We start from the raw sequence: 14,373 nt of genomic DNA on the forward strand, positions 1-14,373 counted from the left end.
ACTAGTCGCGCGACACCCCCTGGCGAGGTTGATTTCCGACGAAGATCATTCGTTTACGTCACTGGGGTAGCCTCGTTGGTTCCGCCTCGAAGGGAGTCGTGTGACCACCCCGCTGCGCGCCACCGATCCGCCGCGCCTGGGTCGCTACCACCTGCTCGAGCGCCTTGGCGAGGGTGGGATGGGCACGGTCTTCCTGGCCCGCGACCTCGAGCGCGGGCTGGTCGCGATCAAGGTCATCCGCCCGGAGTACGCGCACGACGAGACCTTCCGCGCCCGATTCCGCAGCGAGGTCACCCGGGCCCGGCAGGTGCCGCCGTTCTGCACCGCGGAGGTGCTCGACGCCGACCCGGAGCACCCCACGCCCTACCTGGTGGTGGAATATGTGGACGGGCCCAGCCTGGCCGATCTGATCGAGGATCGCGGCCCGCTGACCACCGGAAACCTGCACAGCGTCGCGGTCGGGGTGGCCGCCGCGCTGGCCGCGATCCACGGCGCCGGGGTGATCCACCGCGACCTCAAGCCGCGCAACGTGCTGTTCGCGCTCGGCACCCCCAAGGTGATCGACTTCGGCATCGCCCAGGCGCTCGAGGCGACCAGCCACCACACCCGGGCCGACGAGATGGTCGGCACGCTGGCATACATGGCGCCCGAGCGATTCGACCCGGTCACCGACCGCAACCCGACCCCGGCCGCCGACATCTTCGCCTGGGGCGCGGTGGTCACCTACGCGGGCACCGGCCGCACCCCGTTCGGCGGGGACTCGCCGGCCGTCACCGCGGCCCGCATCCTGACCCAGGAGCCCCGCCTCACCGGCCTGCCGCCGGCCCTCGCCGAACTGGTCGCCCGCGCGCTGGCCAAGGAGCCGGGGGACCGGCCGACCGCGGCGGAACTGCTCGACCTGCTGCTCGCCTCCGGTGGTCAAGATCAACACCAGGCTTTCGAGGTACGTCCGGAGGTGCGCCGCGCGGCCGAGGCGGCACAGCACTCCGCCCGCCACCCGAGCAGCAGCAGTTCGCGCACGGCGGGCAAGAAGCGCCGCGGCAGGCTGATCGCGGCCGGGGCGACGGGACTGCTGCTGGCCGCGGCCGGGGTAGGGGTCGGGGTGGCGAGCCGGGACGATCCCGATCCACGGAAGCCGCCACCCGCCGCCGCACCGGGCGTCGTGCCGTCCTCGGCCCCGCCGCCACTGGTCAGCGGGCCGACCGTGTTCGACCCGCTGACCAGGCCCGCCGAGTGGGACGCGCTGCAGGACGTGGCCGGGCGCTGCGCGATCGACGACGGGCTGGTCGTCACCACGAAGGCCGGCGACACGATGCGGTGCACGATCGGGGCGTACGACGTGTTCCCGGGCCGCCAGTCGATCGGGGTGACGGCCGTGCTGGGCCGGGCGGGATCCTGTGCGGCGATCTGGTTCCGGGTCACCAACGACGCGGCGTACCGGCTCGCGGTGTGTGCCGCCGAGACCACCCTCGGTCTGGACGAGGACGACGCGATCACCCCGCTGGCCACCGTGGCGCACCCGACCGCCGTGGGGGAGCCGCACCGGCTCGGCGTCGTGGCCGACGGCGCCGAGGCGGTGGTCTCGATCGACGGCACCGAGGTGCTGCGCGCGCCCACCACCGAGCCCGCGTTGTCCAGCGGCAGCGTGGTGCTGGGCGCGACCGCCGCCGCGGGCCGGAAGGCCGAGGTCACCTTCACGGACGTCGCTCTGCGCTCCGGCTCGGCGCCGGAGTCCCCGCCGATCCCGCCCTTCGCCACCACCGGCGCCACGTTCACCGCGCGGCTGTGGATGTTCAACTCCGGCGAGGGGTCCGCGGTGATCGAGCCGGCCACCTTCCGCAGCGGGGCCGATTACTGCCGGCGGCACGGGATCGCGGCCGGGTCGGCCAAGTGCGCGGCGAAGACCGTGGCGGACGCGACCGACCTGAAGGTGACGATGCCGGCCGACCGGGTGCGGCTGCGCGAATACCGCGAGGACGACCCGGACTGCACCGATCCGGCGACCCGGGCCGGGAGATGCGCCACCACGGACGACCGGTTCAGCATCTGGGCCACCGGCAACTCGCCGTTCCCGGCGCTGGTGACCACCAAGGACGGCCGGGTGGTCGCCCTGTCGCAGCTGGATCTGCCCTAGTCCCCGGCGGCGGCCAGCATGCGCTCGGCCAGCTCGCGGGTGGTCCGGCGGATCTCGGGGCCGGCGACGATGCGATAGGGGGCGGAGATCGCGCAGAGCTTCTCCGCATACCACCACGGGTTGCTGGTCGTGCCGGTCAGGCGGGTCGTGGTGGCGTCGATCGGCGACAGCGTGCCGAGGACCCGCGGGACCCGGCCGGTCAGCTTCTCCAGGGGCGCCTCGATGATCACCTCGGCCGCGTATTCCCAGCCGACCGCGAGATGCTCCTCCAGCATCGCGACCGGGTCGGGCACCTCCACCCGGGTGAACGTCTCGTCGCACACCTCGACGTCGCGGATCCGGTCGATGCGGTAGGTCCGCCGCCCGTTCGACGTGTGCGACCAGCACAGCAGGTACCACCGGCCGTGGCGCACCACGACCGCCCACGGGTCCAGCTCGGCGGTCCACTCGGTGCCGGCCTCGGAGCGGTAGCCGGCGCGCACCCGGCGGGCGTCGGAGACCGCCTGCACGAGCGTCGCGGTGATGTCCGGCGCGGGCCGGGCGGCGGACGGGTCGGGAGCGGGCGCGGCGGTCCGGCGCACCGCCTCGGCCTGCGCGGCGACCGGCTCCGGCAGGGCTCGCATGATCTTGTTGAGCGCGTTGCCGACCGGGTCGCCGAGGTCGCTCGCGTCGCGGTGCCCGTCCAGCACCGCCATCACCAGCCCGAGCGCCTCGGTGGCGCTGAACATCAGCGGCGGCAGGCGCAGCCCGCGGCCGAGGCGATAGCCGCCGTACGGCCCGCGCACCGACTCGATCGGGATGCCCGCCTCGCGCAGCACCTCGACGTAGCGCCGCGCGGCCCGCTCGGTGACGCCCAGCTTGTCGCCGATCCGGTCCGCGGTGATGCCGGGACCGGCCTGGATCAGCTCGAGCGCCAGCAGCGCCCGGGCGGTAGGACTGACGTCGCCGCGCATGATTTCTCCCGGGATCCGGCAGTAGAACGTCCGGAACCGATTCTAGGGTCGGATCATGACCGACTTGAACAACCTGAAGGACCCCTCGGTGACGGCGACCGAGGCCGAGATCCTGGTCTTCGCCATCGAGCGTTCGCGGATGCAGTTCATCTGGAAGTGCGGCGGCCTGGATGCCGCCGGGCTGAGCCACCGGCACCCGCCGACCGAGATGACGCTCGGCGGCCTGATCAAGCACCTGGCGTTGATCGAGGACCACTACGGCAACGCCCGGGTCGGCACCTCGCCGATGCCCGAGCCGTGGCGGGCCGTCGACTGGGACGCCGATCCGAGCTGGGAGTGGCGCACCGGCGCCACCGACGACCCGGCCGAGCTCTACGCGCTCTGGCACGCCGCCGTCGAGCGGTCCCGGGCCGGCATCGCGGAGGCGCTCGCCGAGGGCGGCCCGGAGGCGCCGGTGAAGATCGCCGACAACTGGTCGCCCAACCTGCGCCGGGTGCTGATGGACCTGCACGACGAGTACGCCCGGCACGTCGGCCACGCGGACCTGCTGCGCGAGTCGTTCGACGGCCTGACCGGTGAGGACCCGCCGCGCTGAAAACTCAGGTGCGGGCCAGGTAGACGGTGTTCGTCGCGTCGCGTCCCTGCAGCGGGTTGGCGAAGGTCACGACCTCGGCCCGGGCGGTGGCGAACACCTCGCCCAGCAGCTTGGTGAAGTCGTCCTCGGGCGGGTCGTTGGACCACAGCCCGAAGACGCCGCCCGGGTGCAGGTGCTCGGCGAGACCGGTGAGCCCGGCCGCGGTGTAGAACGGCGCGTGCGCGGGGCTGAGCAGGTGCGACGGGCTGTGGTCGATGTCGGCCAGCACCGCGTGCACCCGCCGGCTCGGCGGCGCGGCGGCCAGCGCGAAGAAGTCCTCGTGGTCGAGCCGGCACCGGGCGTCGGTGTTCAGCGCCGAGGCGAACGGGAGCAGGCCGCGCCGGTGCCAGTCGATCACCTCGGCGAGCGCGTCCACCACGACCAGCGACCGCACCCGGTCGTCCTCCAGCACGGTCCGGGCGGTGTAGCCGAGCCCCAGGCCACCCACGATCACATCGAGGCCGTCACCATCGAGGCGGTCGCCGGAAAGCTCGGCCAGCCCGAGCCGCGCGAGCTCGATCTCGGCCACGGTGAAGAGGCTGGACATCAGGAACTCGTCGCCGAGCTTCACCTCGTACACGTCGATCTTGAATTGCGGGTCGAACCTGCGCCGCAGGCTGATCTCACCCATCGGCGTGGGCTGCCACGCCAGTTCCTCGAACCGCAAGCTCATGCCCCATCCTCGCAGGGCGCCGGATCAGCCGGGCAGGCGCAGGGTGCCGTTGGCGGTGTCCCGGGCCAGCTCGCGGGAGAGTGCGAGGGCCGCGGTGCGCACCGCCGGGGCCAGCCGCTCCAGGTCGAGGCGCTGGGCCCAGCCGGTGATCGAGATCGCCGCGATCACCCGGCGGCGGTGATCGAAGACCGGCGCGGCGACCGCTGACACGCCGATCTCCGCCTCCTCGCGGTTGATGCCGTAGCCCTGCTTGACCGCCCGGGCCAGCTCCTCCCGCAGCAGGCCGGGCATCACGATGCTGCGCGGCGTCAACCGGGCCAGGCCCGCCTCGCACATCCTGCGCAACTGCTCGGGCGAGCCGAAGGCCAGGAAGACCTTGCCGGTCGCGGTGCAGTGCGCGGGCAGCCGGCCGCCCACCCGGGACACGATCGGGGTGGACCGGCGGCCGCTCACCTTCTCCAGGAACAGCGTGTCGGCGCCGGACGGCACGGCCAGGTGCACGTTCTCGTGGGTCGCCTCGTAGAGGTCCTCCAGATAGGGCAGCGCCGCCTCGCGCAGCTCGCGGTGCCGCGGCACCCGCTGGCCCAGCACGAACAGGCTCATCCCGAGCCGGTAGCCGCGCCGGGTGCGTTCCAGCCCGCCCCAGTGGACCAGTTCGGCGAGCAGCCGGTGGGCGGTCGCCTTGGGCAGGCCGGTGCGCTGCGCGAGCACGCTGAGCGGCAGCTCGACGTCGTCCGCCCGGAACGCGTCGAGCAGCCGGAGACCACGGGCGAGCACCGACTTCGGGATCTCGGCCGAGGGCATGCGTCGATCGTCGTCCCTGCGGTCCGCGCGAACAAGAGCGGTCACGGGGCGGGAGTGTGCGGGATCGTCGGCACCTCGATCAGCAGCGGCTCGCGGCGGGGCGCGGCGACCAGCTCGCGGAGCGCGTCGGCGTCCTTCACCCGGACGTATTCCAGGCCGAAGGTGCGCGCGGCGGACTGCCAGTCGAGACCCGGGAAGTCCAGGCCGACATAGCGCCCGCGCCGCGCGGACCGGCCGGGCGTGGCGTCGAGGGTGTCCTTGAGGGTGCGGTACTCGCCGTTGCTGACCACCACGAACGTCACCGGCACGTGGTAGCGGACCGCGCTCCACAGCCCCTGCAGGCCGAACATCGCGCAGCCGTCGCCCAGCACGGCCACCACCGGGCGGCTCGGATCGCCCAGCCCGGTGCCGACCGCCGCGCCGATGCCCCAGCCCAGGCCGCCGCCGACGGTGTGCACATAGGACTTCGGCCGGTCCAGCCGCAGCACCGAGCGCAGGGCGATGCCGGCGGTGATCGCCTCCTCCACCACGACCGCGTCGGCGGGGAGTCCGGCGGCCACCGCGTGCATCGCCGCGAGCGGGTCGAGGGGCGCCGGCCCGTACCGGTCGAGGGCCTCGGCGTCGCGCCCGGCGCGCGCCGCGGACGTCTGCGCGGCCACCTCCGCGAGCCGGTCCGAGAGGTCCGGCAATCGCCCGGCGAGCGCGGCCAGCGTCGGCGCCAGCGCGCCGGACAGGCCGGCGGCGACCGGGAAGTTGCGGCCCGGCTCGGCCGGATCCACGTCGACCTGGACCACCGAGGTGCCGTCCGGGATCGGCGAACCGGGCGTGTAGTGGTGCGGCATGAACGCGTGGCAGCCGACGATCAGCACCACGTCGTGCGGCCGCAGCGCCTCCCGGATGGCGGCGTTGCGCGGCGGCAGCATGCCCCGGTGCAGCGGATGGTTGCCGGGGAAGTCGACGCCGTCGTGCATCGGCTGGTGGAACACCGGCGCGCCGAGCCGCTCGGCGACCGCCACCAGCTGCGGCACCGCGCCGTCGCGGCCCACCCCGTCGCCGGCCACGATCACCGGCGCCGCCGCCGCGGAGAGCAACGCCACCGCCAGGTCGAGGCCGTCCGCCGCGCCCGGCCCGGCCAGCACCGAACGCTCCGGCACGGCGACCGCGACGTCCTCGGCGAGCAGGTCCATCGGCACCGACATGAACACCGGTCCGGCCGGCGGGCGGACCGCCTCGGCGAACGCCCGGCGCAGCACCAGCGGCAGGTCGTAGGCCTGCTGCACCTCGACCGCGGACTTCACCACCGGGCCGGCCATGCCGACCAGATCGCCCGACAACATGGGATCCTGCAGCAGGTGCCGGCGGTCCTGCTGACCGGCGAGCACGACCATCGGCGTACGCGAGCGCCCGGCGTTCAGCAGCCCGATCAGCCCATTGGCCAGCCCCGCCGCCACGTGCAGGTTGACGAAGGCGGGGCGGCCGGTGGCGCGCGCGCAGCCGTCGGCCATCGCCACCACGGACGCCTCCTGCAGTCCCAGCACATATTCCAGGTCCGGGGCGTCGACCAGCGCATCGAGCAGCGGCAGTTCCGTGGTGCCCGGGTTGCCGAAGACGTGCCGGACACCCTCGTCGCGCAGGATCGCCAGCAGCGCGTCCACCGGCCTCATCGATCGGCTCATCAGTGCCGGGCCGAGCCGCCGTCGACGTTGATCGTCTGCCCGGTGAGGAACCCGGCGCCCTCGCCGCAGACGTAGAGCAGGGTCGACACCAGGTCGACCGGATCCCCGGTGCGGGGCACGGCCTGCAGTGCTCTGACCCGCTCGAAGCCGCCGTCCGCACCGGTCGTGGCGACGGCCGTGGCGGTGCTGGTCAGTCCCGGTGCGATCGCGTTGACCGTGATGCCGTCCGGCCCGACCGCGGTGGCCAGCGCCCGGGTGAAGCCGACCAGCCCGGCCTTCGACGTGGTGTACGCGACCAGGTCCGGCGGCCCGAGGAACACCACCGCCGAGGCGATGTTCACGATCCGCCCCCAGCCGGCCGCCCGCAGGAACGGCAGCGCCGCCCGGCTGACCAGGAACGGCCCATCCAGGTTGAGCCGCATGATCCGCCGCCAGTCGTCCAGCGTGGTCTTATCGAACTCGATCGGCGGATAGATGCCCGCGTTGTTCACCACGATGTGCAGCCCGCCGAAGGTCTCCGCGGCCCTGGTGACGGCGTGCTGCACGGCCTCCTCGTCGGTGACGTCGGCCGTGAAGCCCGCGAACCGGCCGCCGATCGCCTCGATCCGCGCCCTGGTCTCGGACATGTCCGCGATGTCCAGCCCGGCGACCGGATGGCCGGCGGCGGCCAGCGCGACGGCGAACTCCTGACCCAGCCCGCGGGCCGGACCGGTGACGAGCGCGATGCGTTCGGTCGGCATGGCCCGCAGCCTTCGCCGTGCCCGGTGCCGCGACAAGCTCCGCATTTCACTGAGTGAAACGTGAGTCTTGTGGCACGGACGTCCGCGGACGAACCTGCTGACACCGCAACGACGGGGTCAGGAGGCAAGGGTGTTGACGACCTCGCTCGTGGCCGAGCCGACGAAACCGCGGCGCCGCCGCGCCTGGCTGCCCGACGAGGCCGGCGTGCTCGGCGTGCTGGTGGTCCTGGTCGCGCTGGTCGGCGGCTTCCGCACCGACTTCCTCGACTCCGGCAACCTGCTGGAGATCGCGCGGCAGTCCTCCTACATCGGGATCCTCGCGATCGGCATGGTCTTCGCGCTGGCGATGCGCGAGGTGGATCTGTCGGTCGGCGGCACCTATGCGCTCACCATCGTCGCCGGGGCGCTGCTGATCCGCGACGGCGGACTGAGCCCGTGGCTCGCGGCGGCGCTGGCGATCCTGCTGGGCGGCGTGCTCGGCTTCGCCAACGGGCTCTTCACCACCTATGTGCGGGTGCCGTCGTTCATCGCCACCCTCGGCACGCTGTCGCTCTACAAGGGACTCGCGCTGGCGCTCAGCCAGGGTCAGCAGGTCGGCGGGCTGGACCAGGACCATCCGCTGTTCCAGGTGGTCGGCGGGACCGTGCTGGGGCTGCCCGGCGCGGTCTGGGCGCTGGTGCTGGCCGCCGCGCTGATGACGGTGGTGTTCACCAAGACCCGGTTCGGCGCGCAGATCCGTGCGGTCGGCTCCAACCCGGAGGCGGCCGCGTTCACCGGGATCCCGGTCAATCGCGTACGCATCAAGGCCCTGACCGTCACCGGCCTGCTGGCCGGCGTCTCCGGCGTGCTGGCGCTCTCGTTCTTCGTGGCCGGCGACCCGACCGTCGGGCAGGGCTACGAACTGATGGCCATCGCCGCCGCGATCATCGGCGGCACCCCGCTGCGTGGCGGCAGCGGCTCCGTCCCCGGCGCGGCGCTCGGCTCGCTCATCCTCAGCGTGGTCGCCGCCAGCCTGGTGTTCTTCAGCGTCCCGATCAACTGGACGACCTTTGCGACCGGCGGCGTGATCCTGCTGGCGGTGGCTCTCGACAGCGGTCTGCGCCAGGCCCGGGCCGTCCGGAAACGCTCGTCCTGAAAGGATCCTCGATGGTCCGCTCCCGCATGCTTCCCGCCGTCCTCCTGCTCACCGCCGCCCTCGGCCTGACCGCCTGCGACGACGACTCCGCGGGCGGCGGCGCGGCGGCGAACAAGAAGATGTCCTTCGTCGTCGCGAACATCAGCCTCAACTTCGCCCTGGAGATGGCCAACGGCGGGAAGTTCGCCGCCGAGGAGGCCGGCGGCATCGACCTGAAGCTGGTCGGCCCGGCCACCACCGACGGGCCGCAGGAGGTGCAGATGTTCCAGAACACCATCACCACCAACCGGGACGGCGCCGTCGTGGAGAACCTGGCGCCGGACCTGTTCACCCGGCCCTATGCGCAGGCGGTGGCCAAGGGCATCCCGATCGTCGCGCTGGACACCGTGCCGCTGCCCGGCAGCAACGTCACGCTCTATGTCGGCAACGACAACTACGAGCTCGGCACGCAGCTGGCCGAGGAGGCGATCAAGCGGCTGCCGCCGGACGCCGAGGGCACCATCGTGCTCGGCGTGCCCAACCCCGGTGTGCCGGTGCTGGACATGCGCGCCAAGGGCATCCGGGAGACCTTCGCGGCGAAGCTGCCGGGCATCGTCAAGGGCCCGTTCCAGACGTTCAGCGATCCGGGGCAGAGCTACAACGCCTGGTCCTCCCAGGTGCGCGCGAACTCCGGCGCACTGGCCTTCCTCGGCGTCGGCGACGCGGACAGCTATTCCCTGGCCCGCCTGAAGAAGGAGACCAGGGGCACCTGGCTCGCCGGCGGCTTCGACCTGGACATCAAGACCCTGGAGGCGGTCAAGGACGGCACCAACTTCGTCACCATCTCGCCCGAGCACTACCTCAAGGGGTACGTGGCGATGCGCCTGCTCGCCGAGTCCGTCAAGAACGGCTCGCCCCTGCCACAGGGGTGGTTCTACACGCCGGGCCTGATCGTGGACAGCGGCAACATCGACGCGATCCTGGCCCGGCAGAAGGACGACGCCGGCCGCCGCGCCGGCATCGCCCAGGAGGCCCAGAAGACGTTCGCGAACCCGGACGGCTCGCTGCGCCCGCTGACCGACGCCCGCTGATGCTCGTGGTCACCGGCGCCACCAAGCGCTACGGCGGCGTGACCGCGCTGGCCGGCGCGAGCCTGCGGCTGCGGCGCGGCGAGGTGCACGCGCTGCTCGGCGAGAACGGCGCCGGAAAGTCCACCCTGGTGAAGATCCTGGCCGGTGTCGTCGCCGCCGACGCCGGCCGGGTCACCCTCGACGACGCCGAGCTGCGGCTGACCGGGCCGGCCGACGCGCGCCGGCACGGCATCGCGGTGGTCTCCCAGGAGCTGAGCCTCTTCGGCGACCTGGACGTGCTGGCCAACCTCTTCGTGACCGCCGAGCCGACCCGCTTCGCGCTGGTGGACCGCGCCGAGATGGCCCGCCGCGCCCGCCCGGTGCTGGCCGAGCTGGGCCTGGCCGACCTGCCGCTGACCACGAAGGTCGGCGAGCTGGACCTGGCCCGCCGCCAGCTGCTGGAGATCTGCCGGGCGCTGCTCGGCGGCCCGCACATGCTGATCCTGGACGAGCCCAGCTCGGCGCTCCCGGCGGCCGCCGTCGAGCGCCTGCACGCGGTGGTTCGCGGCATCACCGCGCGCGGGGTGGCGGTGCTCTATGTGTCGCACTTCCTCGAGGAGGTGGCCGCGCTGGCCGACCGCATCACCATCCTGCGGGACGGCCGCAACGTCCGCGACGGCGTGCCGACCGCGTCCCTCTCGGTCGCGGAGATGGTCACCGCGATGGTCGGCGAGGCCCCACCTGCTGCGGGCCGGCCGCCCTCCCGCCCATCCGGCGACGCGGCCGTCGCGGTGCGGGACATCACGGTGGCCGGGCGACTCGAGGACGTCTCGCTGAGCGCGCGGAGCGGCGAGGTGGTGGGGCTGGCCGGGTTGCAGGGGGCCGGCCACCACACCGTGCTGGATCTGCTGTGGGGCCGGGCGGTGCCGGCTCGGGGCACGGTGCGGCTGCCGGACGGCGGGGGGCGGCCGCAGAGCACCGCCGAGGCCGTGCGGCGGCGGGTCGCGTTCGTACCCGGGGATCGCAAGGGTCTGGGTCTGATGCTCGACGCCACGGTCGCGGCGAACATCACCAGCGTCGCGTGGCTCGCGCGCCGCGACGGCGGATTCCTGCTGCGCCCGGCGCGGGCCGCGGCGATCGCCCGCCGGCACATCGAGGATCTGCGGATCCGGGCGGCGCCCTCCGACGTGGTCGGCACGCTCTCCGGCGGCAACCAGCAGAAGGTGGTCTTCGCCAAGTGGCTCGCGGCGAACTCCGCCGTGCTGCTGCTGGACGACCCGACCCGCGGCGTGGACGTGCGCGCCAAGGCGGAGATGCACCAGATCGTCCGCGGGCTGGCGGCGGCCGGCCGGGTCGTGCTGATGTGCTCGACCGACGCGGCCGAGCTGGCCGAGGTCAGCGACCGCGTGCTGGTCTTCCGCCGGGGCCGGATCACCACCGAGCTGACCGGCGACGCCCTCACCGAGCACACCCTGCTGCACGCGATGAACGCCACGACGGGCTCAGCCGATCGCGGCGGTGATCTTCTCGCCGGCCCGGGTGAGGTCGCCGTTCCATCCGCCCACCGGGACGTAGACGGTGAAGTGCTCTAGCTCGATCAGCCATTGTGCGCCCGGGCGGGCCGGCATCGGCGTGCGGAAGACGACCGTCTCGCGCTGATCGTCCACACAACGGGCGACCAAGGGGCCGGGGACCGCGGACTGCTCGGCCCGGCACCGGTCCGAGCCGGAGCGCAGCAGCTCGATCGGCGGGTCCCCGGCGTCACGCAGCCGGACGGAGACGGTCACCTGGGCCGGGTAGAGGCTGCGCACCTGGTCCATGACGAGGCTGGACGGGCCGGGTGGCGGTGGCGCCGCGAAGACGCAGAGGCCCGCGTCCAGCACCGGGACGCCCAGCACCTCGGAGACGGCCGCCGCCGTGGTGGGGCACGCGACCTGCTCACGGCGGCCGCCGCCTCGTGCTTGAAGCGGCCCATCGCCGGGCGGGCGACAGCGGTGCCGCCGAGCGGGTACGTCTCGAACACCCGCCCGCGGGTCACCTCCTCGCAGGACAGCCAGGTGTTCCACGGTGTCTTGCCACCGGCGCAGTTGGTGCTGGTGCCGGAGAGGATCCGGGACGCGCCAATGATCGCCCCGGCCGAGGAGAAGACGATTCGGGACGCCCCGCCGCCGGCCGCCGCGCTCACCTCGGAGTTCGACACTTAGATCCAGCCGGATCCGGCCGGAATCACCGCGCCGCCGTCCGGCGCGTCGTGCCACACATAGGAGGTGCCCGGCACGGTCTGCCGGGAGCGGGCGATGACCGTGCTGGTGAACCCGGCCGGCAACTGAATCCCGTTGACGTCGGCGGCCTGGAGCGGGCCGTAGGGTCCCGGCGCGTTCTGTGCCGGGGCTCCATACGCCGCCGACCAGGCCGTGAAGGGCAGTGCCACCGCGCCGGCCCCGACCACCGCCGTCCGCAACATCGTTCGCCGATCCATGGCACCTCCTCGATGTCCTGAGGCCATTCAACGCGGCGACTCTGACCACGCCGGATATGACGGGTTGACAACGGGGATCGCCGGTAGCGCATCTGCGCAATCGATCTTCGCCGGTCGTCCATCCACGACCCGCGCGCGGCTACTTTTCCGCCCATGTCGCAGGCGTATTCGAGCACCGCCGACTGGCGGAGCGATCAGGTGCTGGGCTATCTCGAGGACGTCGAGCAGCTCGCCCGGTCGGCCGTGCCGGGCCGGCCGTGGCCCCGGCTCGGGCCGGTCGAGGGGTCGGACCTGTCCGGCACCGTCCACTACGCGGTCGGGGACGACGGCGAGTTCGTCGCCGTGCATCTCGAACCGGGCTGGTGGCGGGCGGTCGGCGTGGCCGGGCTCGGCGGCGCGGTGCGGGACGCGCAGGAGGTGGCCGGCGCCAAGCTCGCGATGGCCCGGCTCACCTGCTGGCAGGTGCTGGGCCCGCCCCCGCCCCCGCCGTCGGCCGCCGAACCGCCGGATCCGACCGATGGTGAAGACCTGCCGCGGTCCTGGCGACGGGCGAACGAGGAGTCCTATCAGCGGCTCCATGCGTTCGAGCGGCGACTCTCGGCGAGCGGCGACCCGGTGGTGCTGAGCGGGCCGGACGGGCTGGTCCGGATCACCCTGGAGGACGGCCGGATCGCCGGCGTCGAGGTGGCCGAGTGGCGGGTCTCCGAGAACTCTACCGAGGCGATCGCGGCGGACCTCCGCGCGGCGCTGCACGACCATGAAGGCGGCTCGGATGCCTGAGGATCCCTACGCGCCGGACATCCTGCGCGCCGCGGTCGAGGGGATCCGCGCCGAGGCCGCCCGGTGGGACGGCATGTCCGGCGAGATGCAGAAGGTCGCGTCCTCGCTCAAGCAGCTGTGGCTGCTCCCGGTCTCGTTCGTGGTGGCCGACCCGATCGCCGGTCTCGCGGTCGCCATCGACGAGTTCAGCATCTATCAGGACGTCCACGAGTTCCTGTGCTCCCTGCTCGACGGCGCCGTGCTCGAGTTCGACCAGATCGGCGACGCGGTGCGCAGACTGGCCGACGAGTACGAGCGGTCGGACGAGCGGAGCCACATCAACCTGACCGAGATCTACAAGGCCGGATAAGGAGAACCGCGTGCGAACTCCCGGCGATCCGCCGCCACGGCCGACCCCGGATGTGGCCAATGCCATCCTCGGCGTCTTCCGCGAGACCATGGGACTGCTCAACGAGCTCGTCATCGACATGGAGCGGGCCTGGAAGGGCTTCTGCGACACCGTGGAGAAGGTGCTGAAGGAAGGCCAGGACATGCTGGCGAACGACGGCCTGTGGGCGACCATCACCCGGTCGATGGTGCCCGACCCGGTGCGGATCGCGCTCGAGCAGATCCTCGCGGACATCCGCCGGCGTTTCGCGGATCTGCGCAAGCTGGTCGAGCAGATGCTGCCGCTGCTGCGGCAGACCGCCGAGCGCTCCTCGCCGGTGCTGTCGCTGGTCGAGCACAGCTACACCTACCTCAGCGAGGTCTTCGGCCCGCTCGGCGAGATCTACAACCTGGCCGGCAACACCGCGCCCGACTACGAGAGCTGGGACGGGGCGACCCGGCGGCACTACGACAAGCAGGTGCTGGGCGGCCAGCAGGCCGCCCTGACCCGGGTCACCGACCACACCCTGACGCTCAGCACGTGGCTGGTGGCGACGGCGTCCATGAACACCGAGTACATGGTGGAGATCGTGAAGAACTTCAGCCCGATCCCCAACTCCCTGGCCGCGGCCGCGGTGGACGCCGCGGCCGGAGCGGGCACCTTCGTGAACCTGTTCTTCGCCATCGACAAGCTCGCGGTCACGCTCGGCAACTGTGTCCAGTTCGCGGTGGACCAGACCGCCGAGCTCTTCGGGTTCCTGGCGAAGGTGCTGGCCCAGCTCCAGGCGCTCGCCGTGGTCAAGTACGAGCGGCGGGACTTCCCCGGGGGCCAGTGGCCGCAGGCGGTGGGGGGGGGGGGGGGGGGGACGGGGGGGGGGGGGGGGGGGGGGGGGGGGGGGGGGGCGGAGGGGGGGGGGGGGGGGGCGTCCCCCCCCTGTCCCTCACTGGGA

General features: G+C 73.0%; 14 protein-coding genes and 1 pseudogene. 8 read left to right on the forward strand and 7 right to left on the reverse strand.

What is annotated here, in order from left to right; genetic code table 11:
* Positions 1-100: 100 nt before the first annotated feature.
* A complete protein-coding gene (locus ACZ6TI_RS33185) occupies positions 101-2,134 on the forward strand; it encodes a protein kinase domain-containing protein (protein ID WP_465349144.1) in 2,034 nt (677 codons plus the stop codon).
* Here the strand turns inward: ACZ6TI_RS33185 and ACZ6TI_RS33190 are convergent.
* Complete coding sequence (locus ACZ6TI_RS33190) at positions 2,131-3,087, reverse strand: helix-turn-helix transcriptional regulator (protein WP_465349145.1); 957 nt, start codon at positions 3,085-3,087, stop codon at positions 2,131-2,133. The genes ACZ6TI_RS33185 and ACZ6TI_RS33190 overlap by 4 nt on opposite strands.
* A 55-nt stretch (positions 3,088-3,142) precedes the next feature.
* Here ACZ6TI_RS33190 and ACZ6TI_RS33195 point away from each other — a divergent pair, with 55 nt between their 5' ends.
* On the forward strand, positions 3,143-3,682 hold the full coding sequence (locus ACZ6TI_RS33195) for a mycothiol transferase (RefSeq protein ID WP_465349146.1): 540 nt from the start codon (positions 3,143-3,145) through the stop codon (positions 3,680-3,682).
* Between the two features lie 4 nt (positions 3,683-3,686).
* Here the strand turns inward: ACZ6TI_RS33195 and ACZ6TI_RS33200 are convergent, their stop codons facing one another.
* The 4 genes from ACZ6TI_RS33200 to ACZ6TI_RS33215 are packed head-to-tail and all read right to left on the reverse strand — an operon-like array spanning position 3,687 to position 7,614.
* Positions 3,687-4,394: a polyamine aminopropyltransferase gene (locus ACZ6TI_RS33200; protein WP_465349147.1), complete on the reverse strand. Its 708-nt coding sequence runs from the start codon at positions 4,392-4,394 to the stop codon at positions 3,687-3,689.
* A gap of 24 nt (positions 4,395-4,418) precedes the next feature.
* Entirely contained in the window at positions 4,419-5,198 is a 780-nt protein-coding gene (locus ACZ6TI_RS33205) for an IclR family transcriptional regulator (protein ID WP_465349148.1), read from the reverse strand.
* 41 nt (positions 5,199-5,239) lie between these two features.
* Positions 5,240-6,862: a thiamine pyrophosphate-binding protein gene (locus ACZ6TI_RS33210; protein ID WP_465349149.1), complete on the reverse strand. Its 1,623-nt coding sequence runs from the start codon at positions 6,860-6,862 to the stop codon at positions 5,240-5,242.
* 11 nt (positions 6,863-6,873) lie between these two features.
* Positions 6,874-7,614, reverse strand: coding sequence for an SDR family NAD(P)-dependent oxidoreductase (locus tag ACZ6TI_RS33215; RefSeq protein ID WP_465349150.1), 741 nt, complete (start codon positions 7,612-7,614; stop codon positions 6,874-6,876).
* A gap of 130 nt (positions 7,615-7,744) precedes the next feature.
* On the opposite strand from ACZ6TI_RS33215, the gene ACZ6TI_RS33220 reads away from it, so the two are divergent.
* Genes ACZ6TI_RS33220 through ACZ6TI_RS33230 form a run of 3 tightly spaced genes read left to right on the forward strand, consistent with a single transcriptional unit; the run spans position 7,745 to position 11,390 of the window.
* Positions 7,745-8,749, forward strand: a complete 1,005-nt coding sequence (locus ACZ6TI_RS33220; RefSeq protein ID WP_465349151.1) for an ABC transporter permease — start codon at positions 7,745-7,747, stop codon at positions 8,747-8,749.
* Between the two features lie 11 nt (positions 8,750-8,760).
* The gene (locus tag ACZ6TI_RS33225; RefSeq protein WP_465349152.1) at positions 8,761-9,819 is read left to right on the forward strand and encodes a sugar ABC transporter substrate-binding protein; all 1,059 of its coding nucleotides are present in this window, start codon (positions 8,761-8,763) and stop codon (positions 9,817-9,819) included.
* Complete coding sequence (locus ACZ6TI_RS33230; RefSeq protein ID WP_465349153.1) at positions 9,819-11,390, forward strand: sugar ABC transporter ATP-binding protein; 1,572 nt, start codon at positions 9,819-9,821, stop codon at positions 11,388-11,390. The genes ACZ6TI_RS33225 and ACZ6TI_RS33230 overlap by 1 nt, the downstream gene beginning before the upstream one ends.
* Here the strand turns inward: ACZ6TI_RS33230 and ACZ6TI_RS33235 are convergent.
* A complete protein-coding gene (locus ACZ6TI_RS33235) occupies positions 11,301-11,696 on the reverse strand; it encodes a hypothetical protein (protein WP_465349230.1) in 396 nt (131 codons plus the stop codon). The genes ACZ6TI_RS33230 and ACZ6TI_RS33235 overlap by 90 nt on opposite strands.
* Before the next feature lie 47 nt (positions 11,697-11,743).
* Positions 11,744-12,277: pseudogene (locus ACZ6TI_RS33240) on the reverse strand (alkaline phosphatase PhoX); the annotation flags it as partial.
* Positions 12,278-12,430: 153 nt separating this feature from the next.
* Here ACZ6TI_RS33240 and ACZ6TI_RS33245 point away from each other — a divergent pair.
* The 3 genes from ACZ6TI_RS33245 to ACZ6TI_RS33255 all read left to right on the forward strand — a co-directional run.
* On the forward strand, positions 12,431-13,057 hold the full coding sequence (locus ACZ6TI_RS33245; protein WP_465349154.1) for a hypothetical protein: 627 nt from the start codon (positions 12,431-12,433) through the stop codon (positions 13,055-13,057).
* Complete coding sequence (locus tag ACZ6TI_RS33250; protein ID WP_465349155.1) at positions 13,050-13,406, forward strand: hypothetical protein; 357 nt, start codon at positions 13,050-13,052, stop codon at positions 13,404-13,406. Before ACZ6TI_RS33245 ends, ACZ6TI_RS33250 begins: the two co-directional genes overlap by 8 nt.
* A 10-nt stretch (positions 13,407-13,416) precedes the next feature.
* Positions 13,417-14,373: hypothetical protein (locus ACZ6TI_RS33255; protein WP_465349156.1), on the forward strand; the 957-nt coding region annotated here is incomplete at its 3' end.

This window comes from Actinoplanes sp. NPDC051388 (assembly GCF_055586225.1).

Bases quoted from the DNA above. Each gene is read 5' to 3' on its own strand.
- ACZ6TI_RS33225 (WP_465349152.1), top strand. From the start codon at position 8,761: ATGGTCCGCTCCCGCATGCTTCCCGCCGTCCTCCTGCTCACCGCCGCC.
- ACZ6TI_RS33245 (WP_465349154.1), top strand. From the start codon at position 12,431: ATGTCGCAGGCGTATTCGAGCACCGCCGACTGGCGGAGCGATCAGGTG.
- ACZ6TI_RS33210 (WP_465349149.1), bottom strand. From the start codon at position 6,862: ATGAGGCCGGTGGACGCGCTGCTGGCGATCCTGCGCGACGAGGGTGTC.
- ACZ6TI_RS33215 (WP_465349150.1), bottom strand. From the start codon at position 7,614: ATGCCGACCGAACGCATCGCGCTCGTCACCGGTCCGGCCCGCGGGCTG.
- ACZ6TI_RS33190 (WP_465349145.1), bottom strand. From the start codon at position 3,087: ATGCGCGGCGACGTCAGTCCTACCGCCCGGGCGCTGCTGGCGCTCGAG.
- ACZ6TI_RS33195 (WP_465349146.1), top strand. From the start codon at position 3,143: ATGACCGACTTGAACAACCTGAAGGACCCCTCGGTGACGGCGACCGAG.
- ACZ6TI_RS33205 (WP_465349148.1), bottom strand. From the start codon at position 5,198: ATGCCCTCGGCCGAGATCCCGAAGTCGGTGCTCGCCCGTGGTCTCCGG.
- ACZ6TI_RS33200 (WP_465349147.1), bottom strand. From the start codon at position 4,394: ATGAGCTTGCGGTTCGAGGAACTGGCGTGGCAGCCCACGCCGATGGGT.
- ACZ6TI_RS33230 (WP_465349153.1), top strand. From the start codon at position 9,819: ATGCTCGTGGTCACCGGCGCCACCAAGCGCTACGGCGGCGTGACCGCG.
- ACZ6TI_RS33250 (WP_465349155.1), top strand. From the start codon at position 13,050: ATGCCTGAGGATCCCTACGCGCCGGACATCCTGCGCGCCGCGGTCGAG.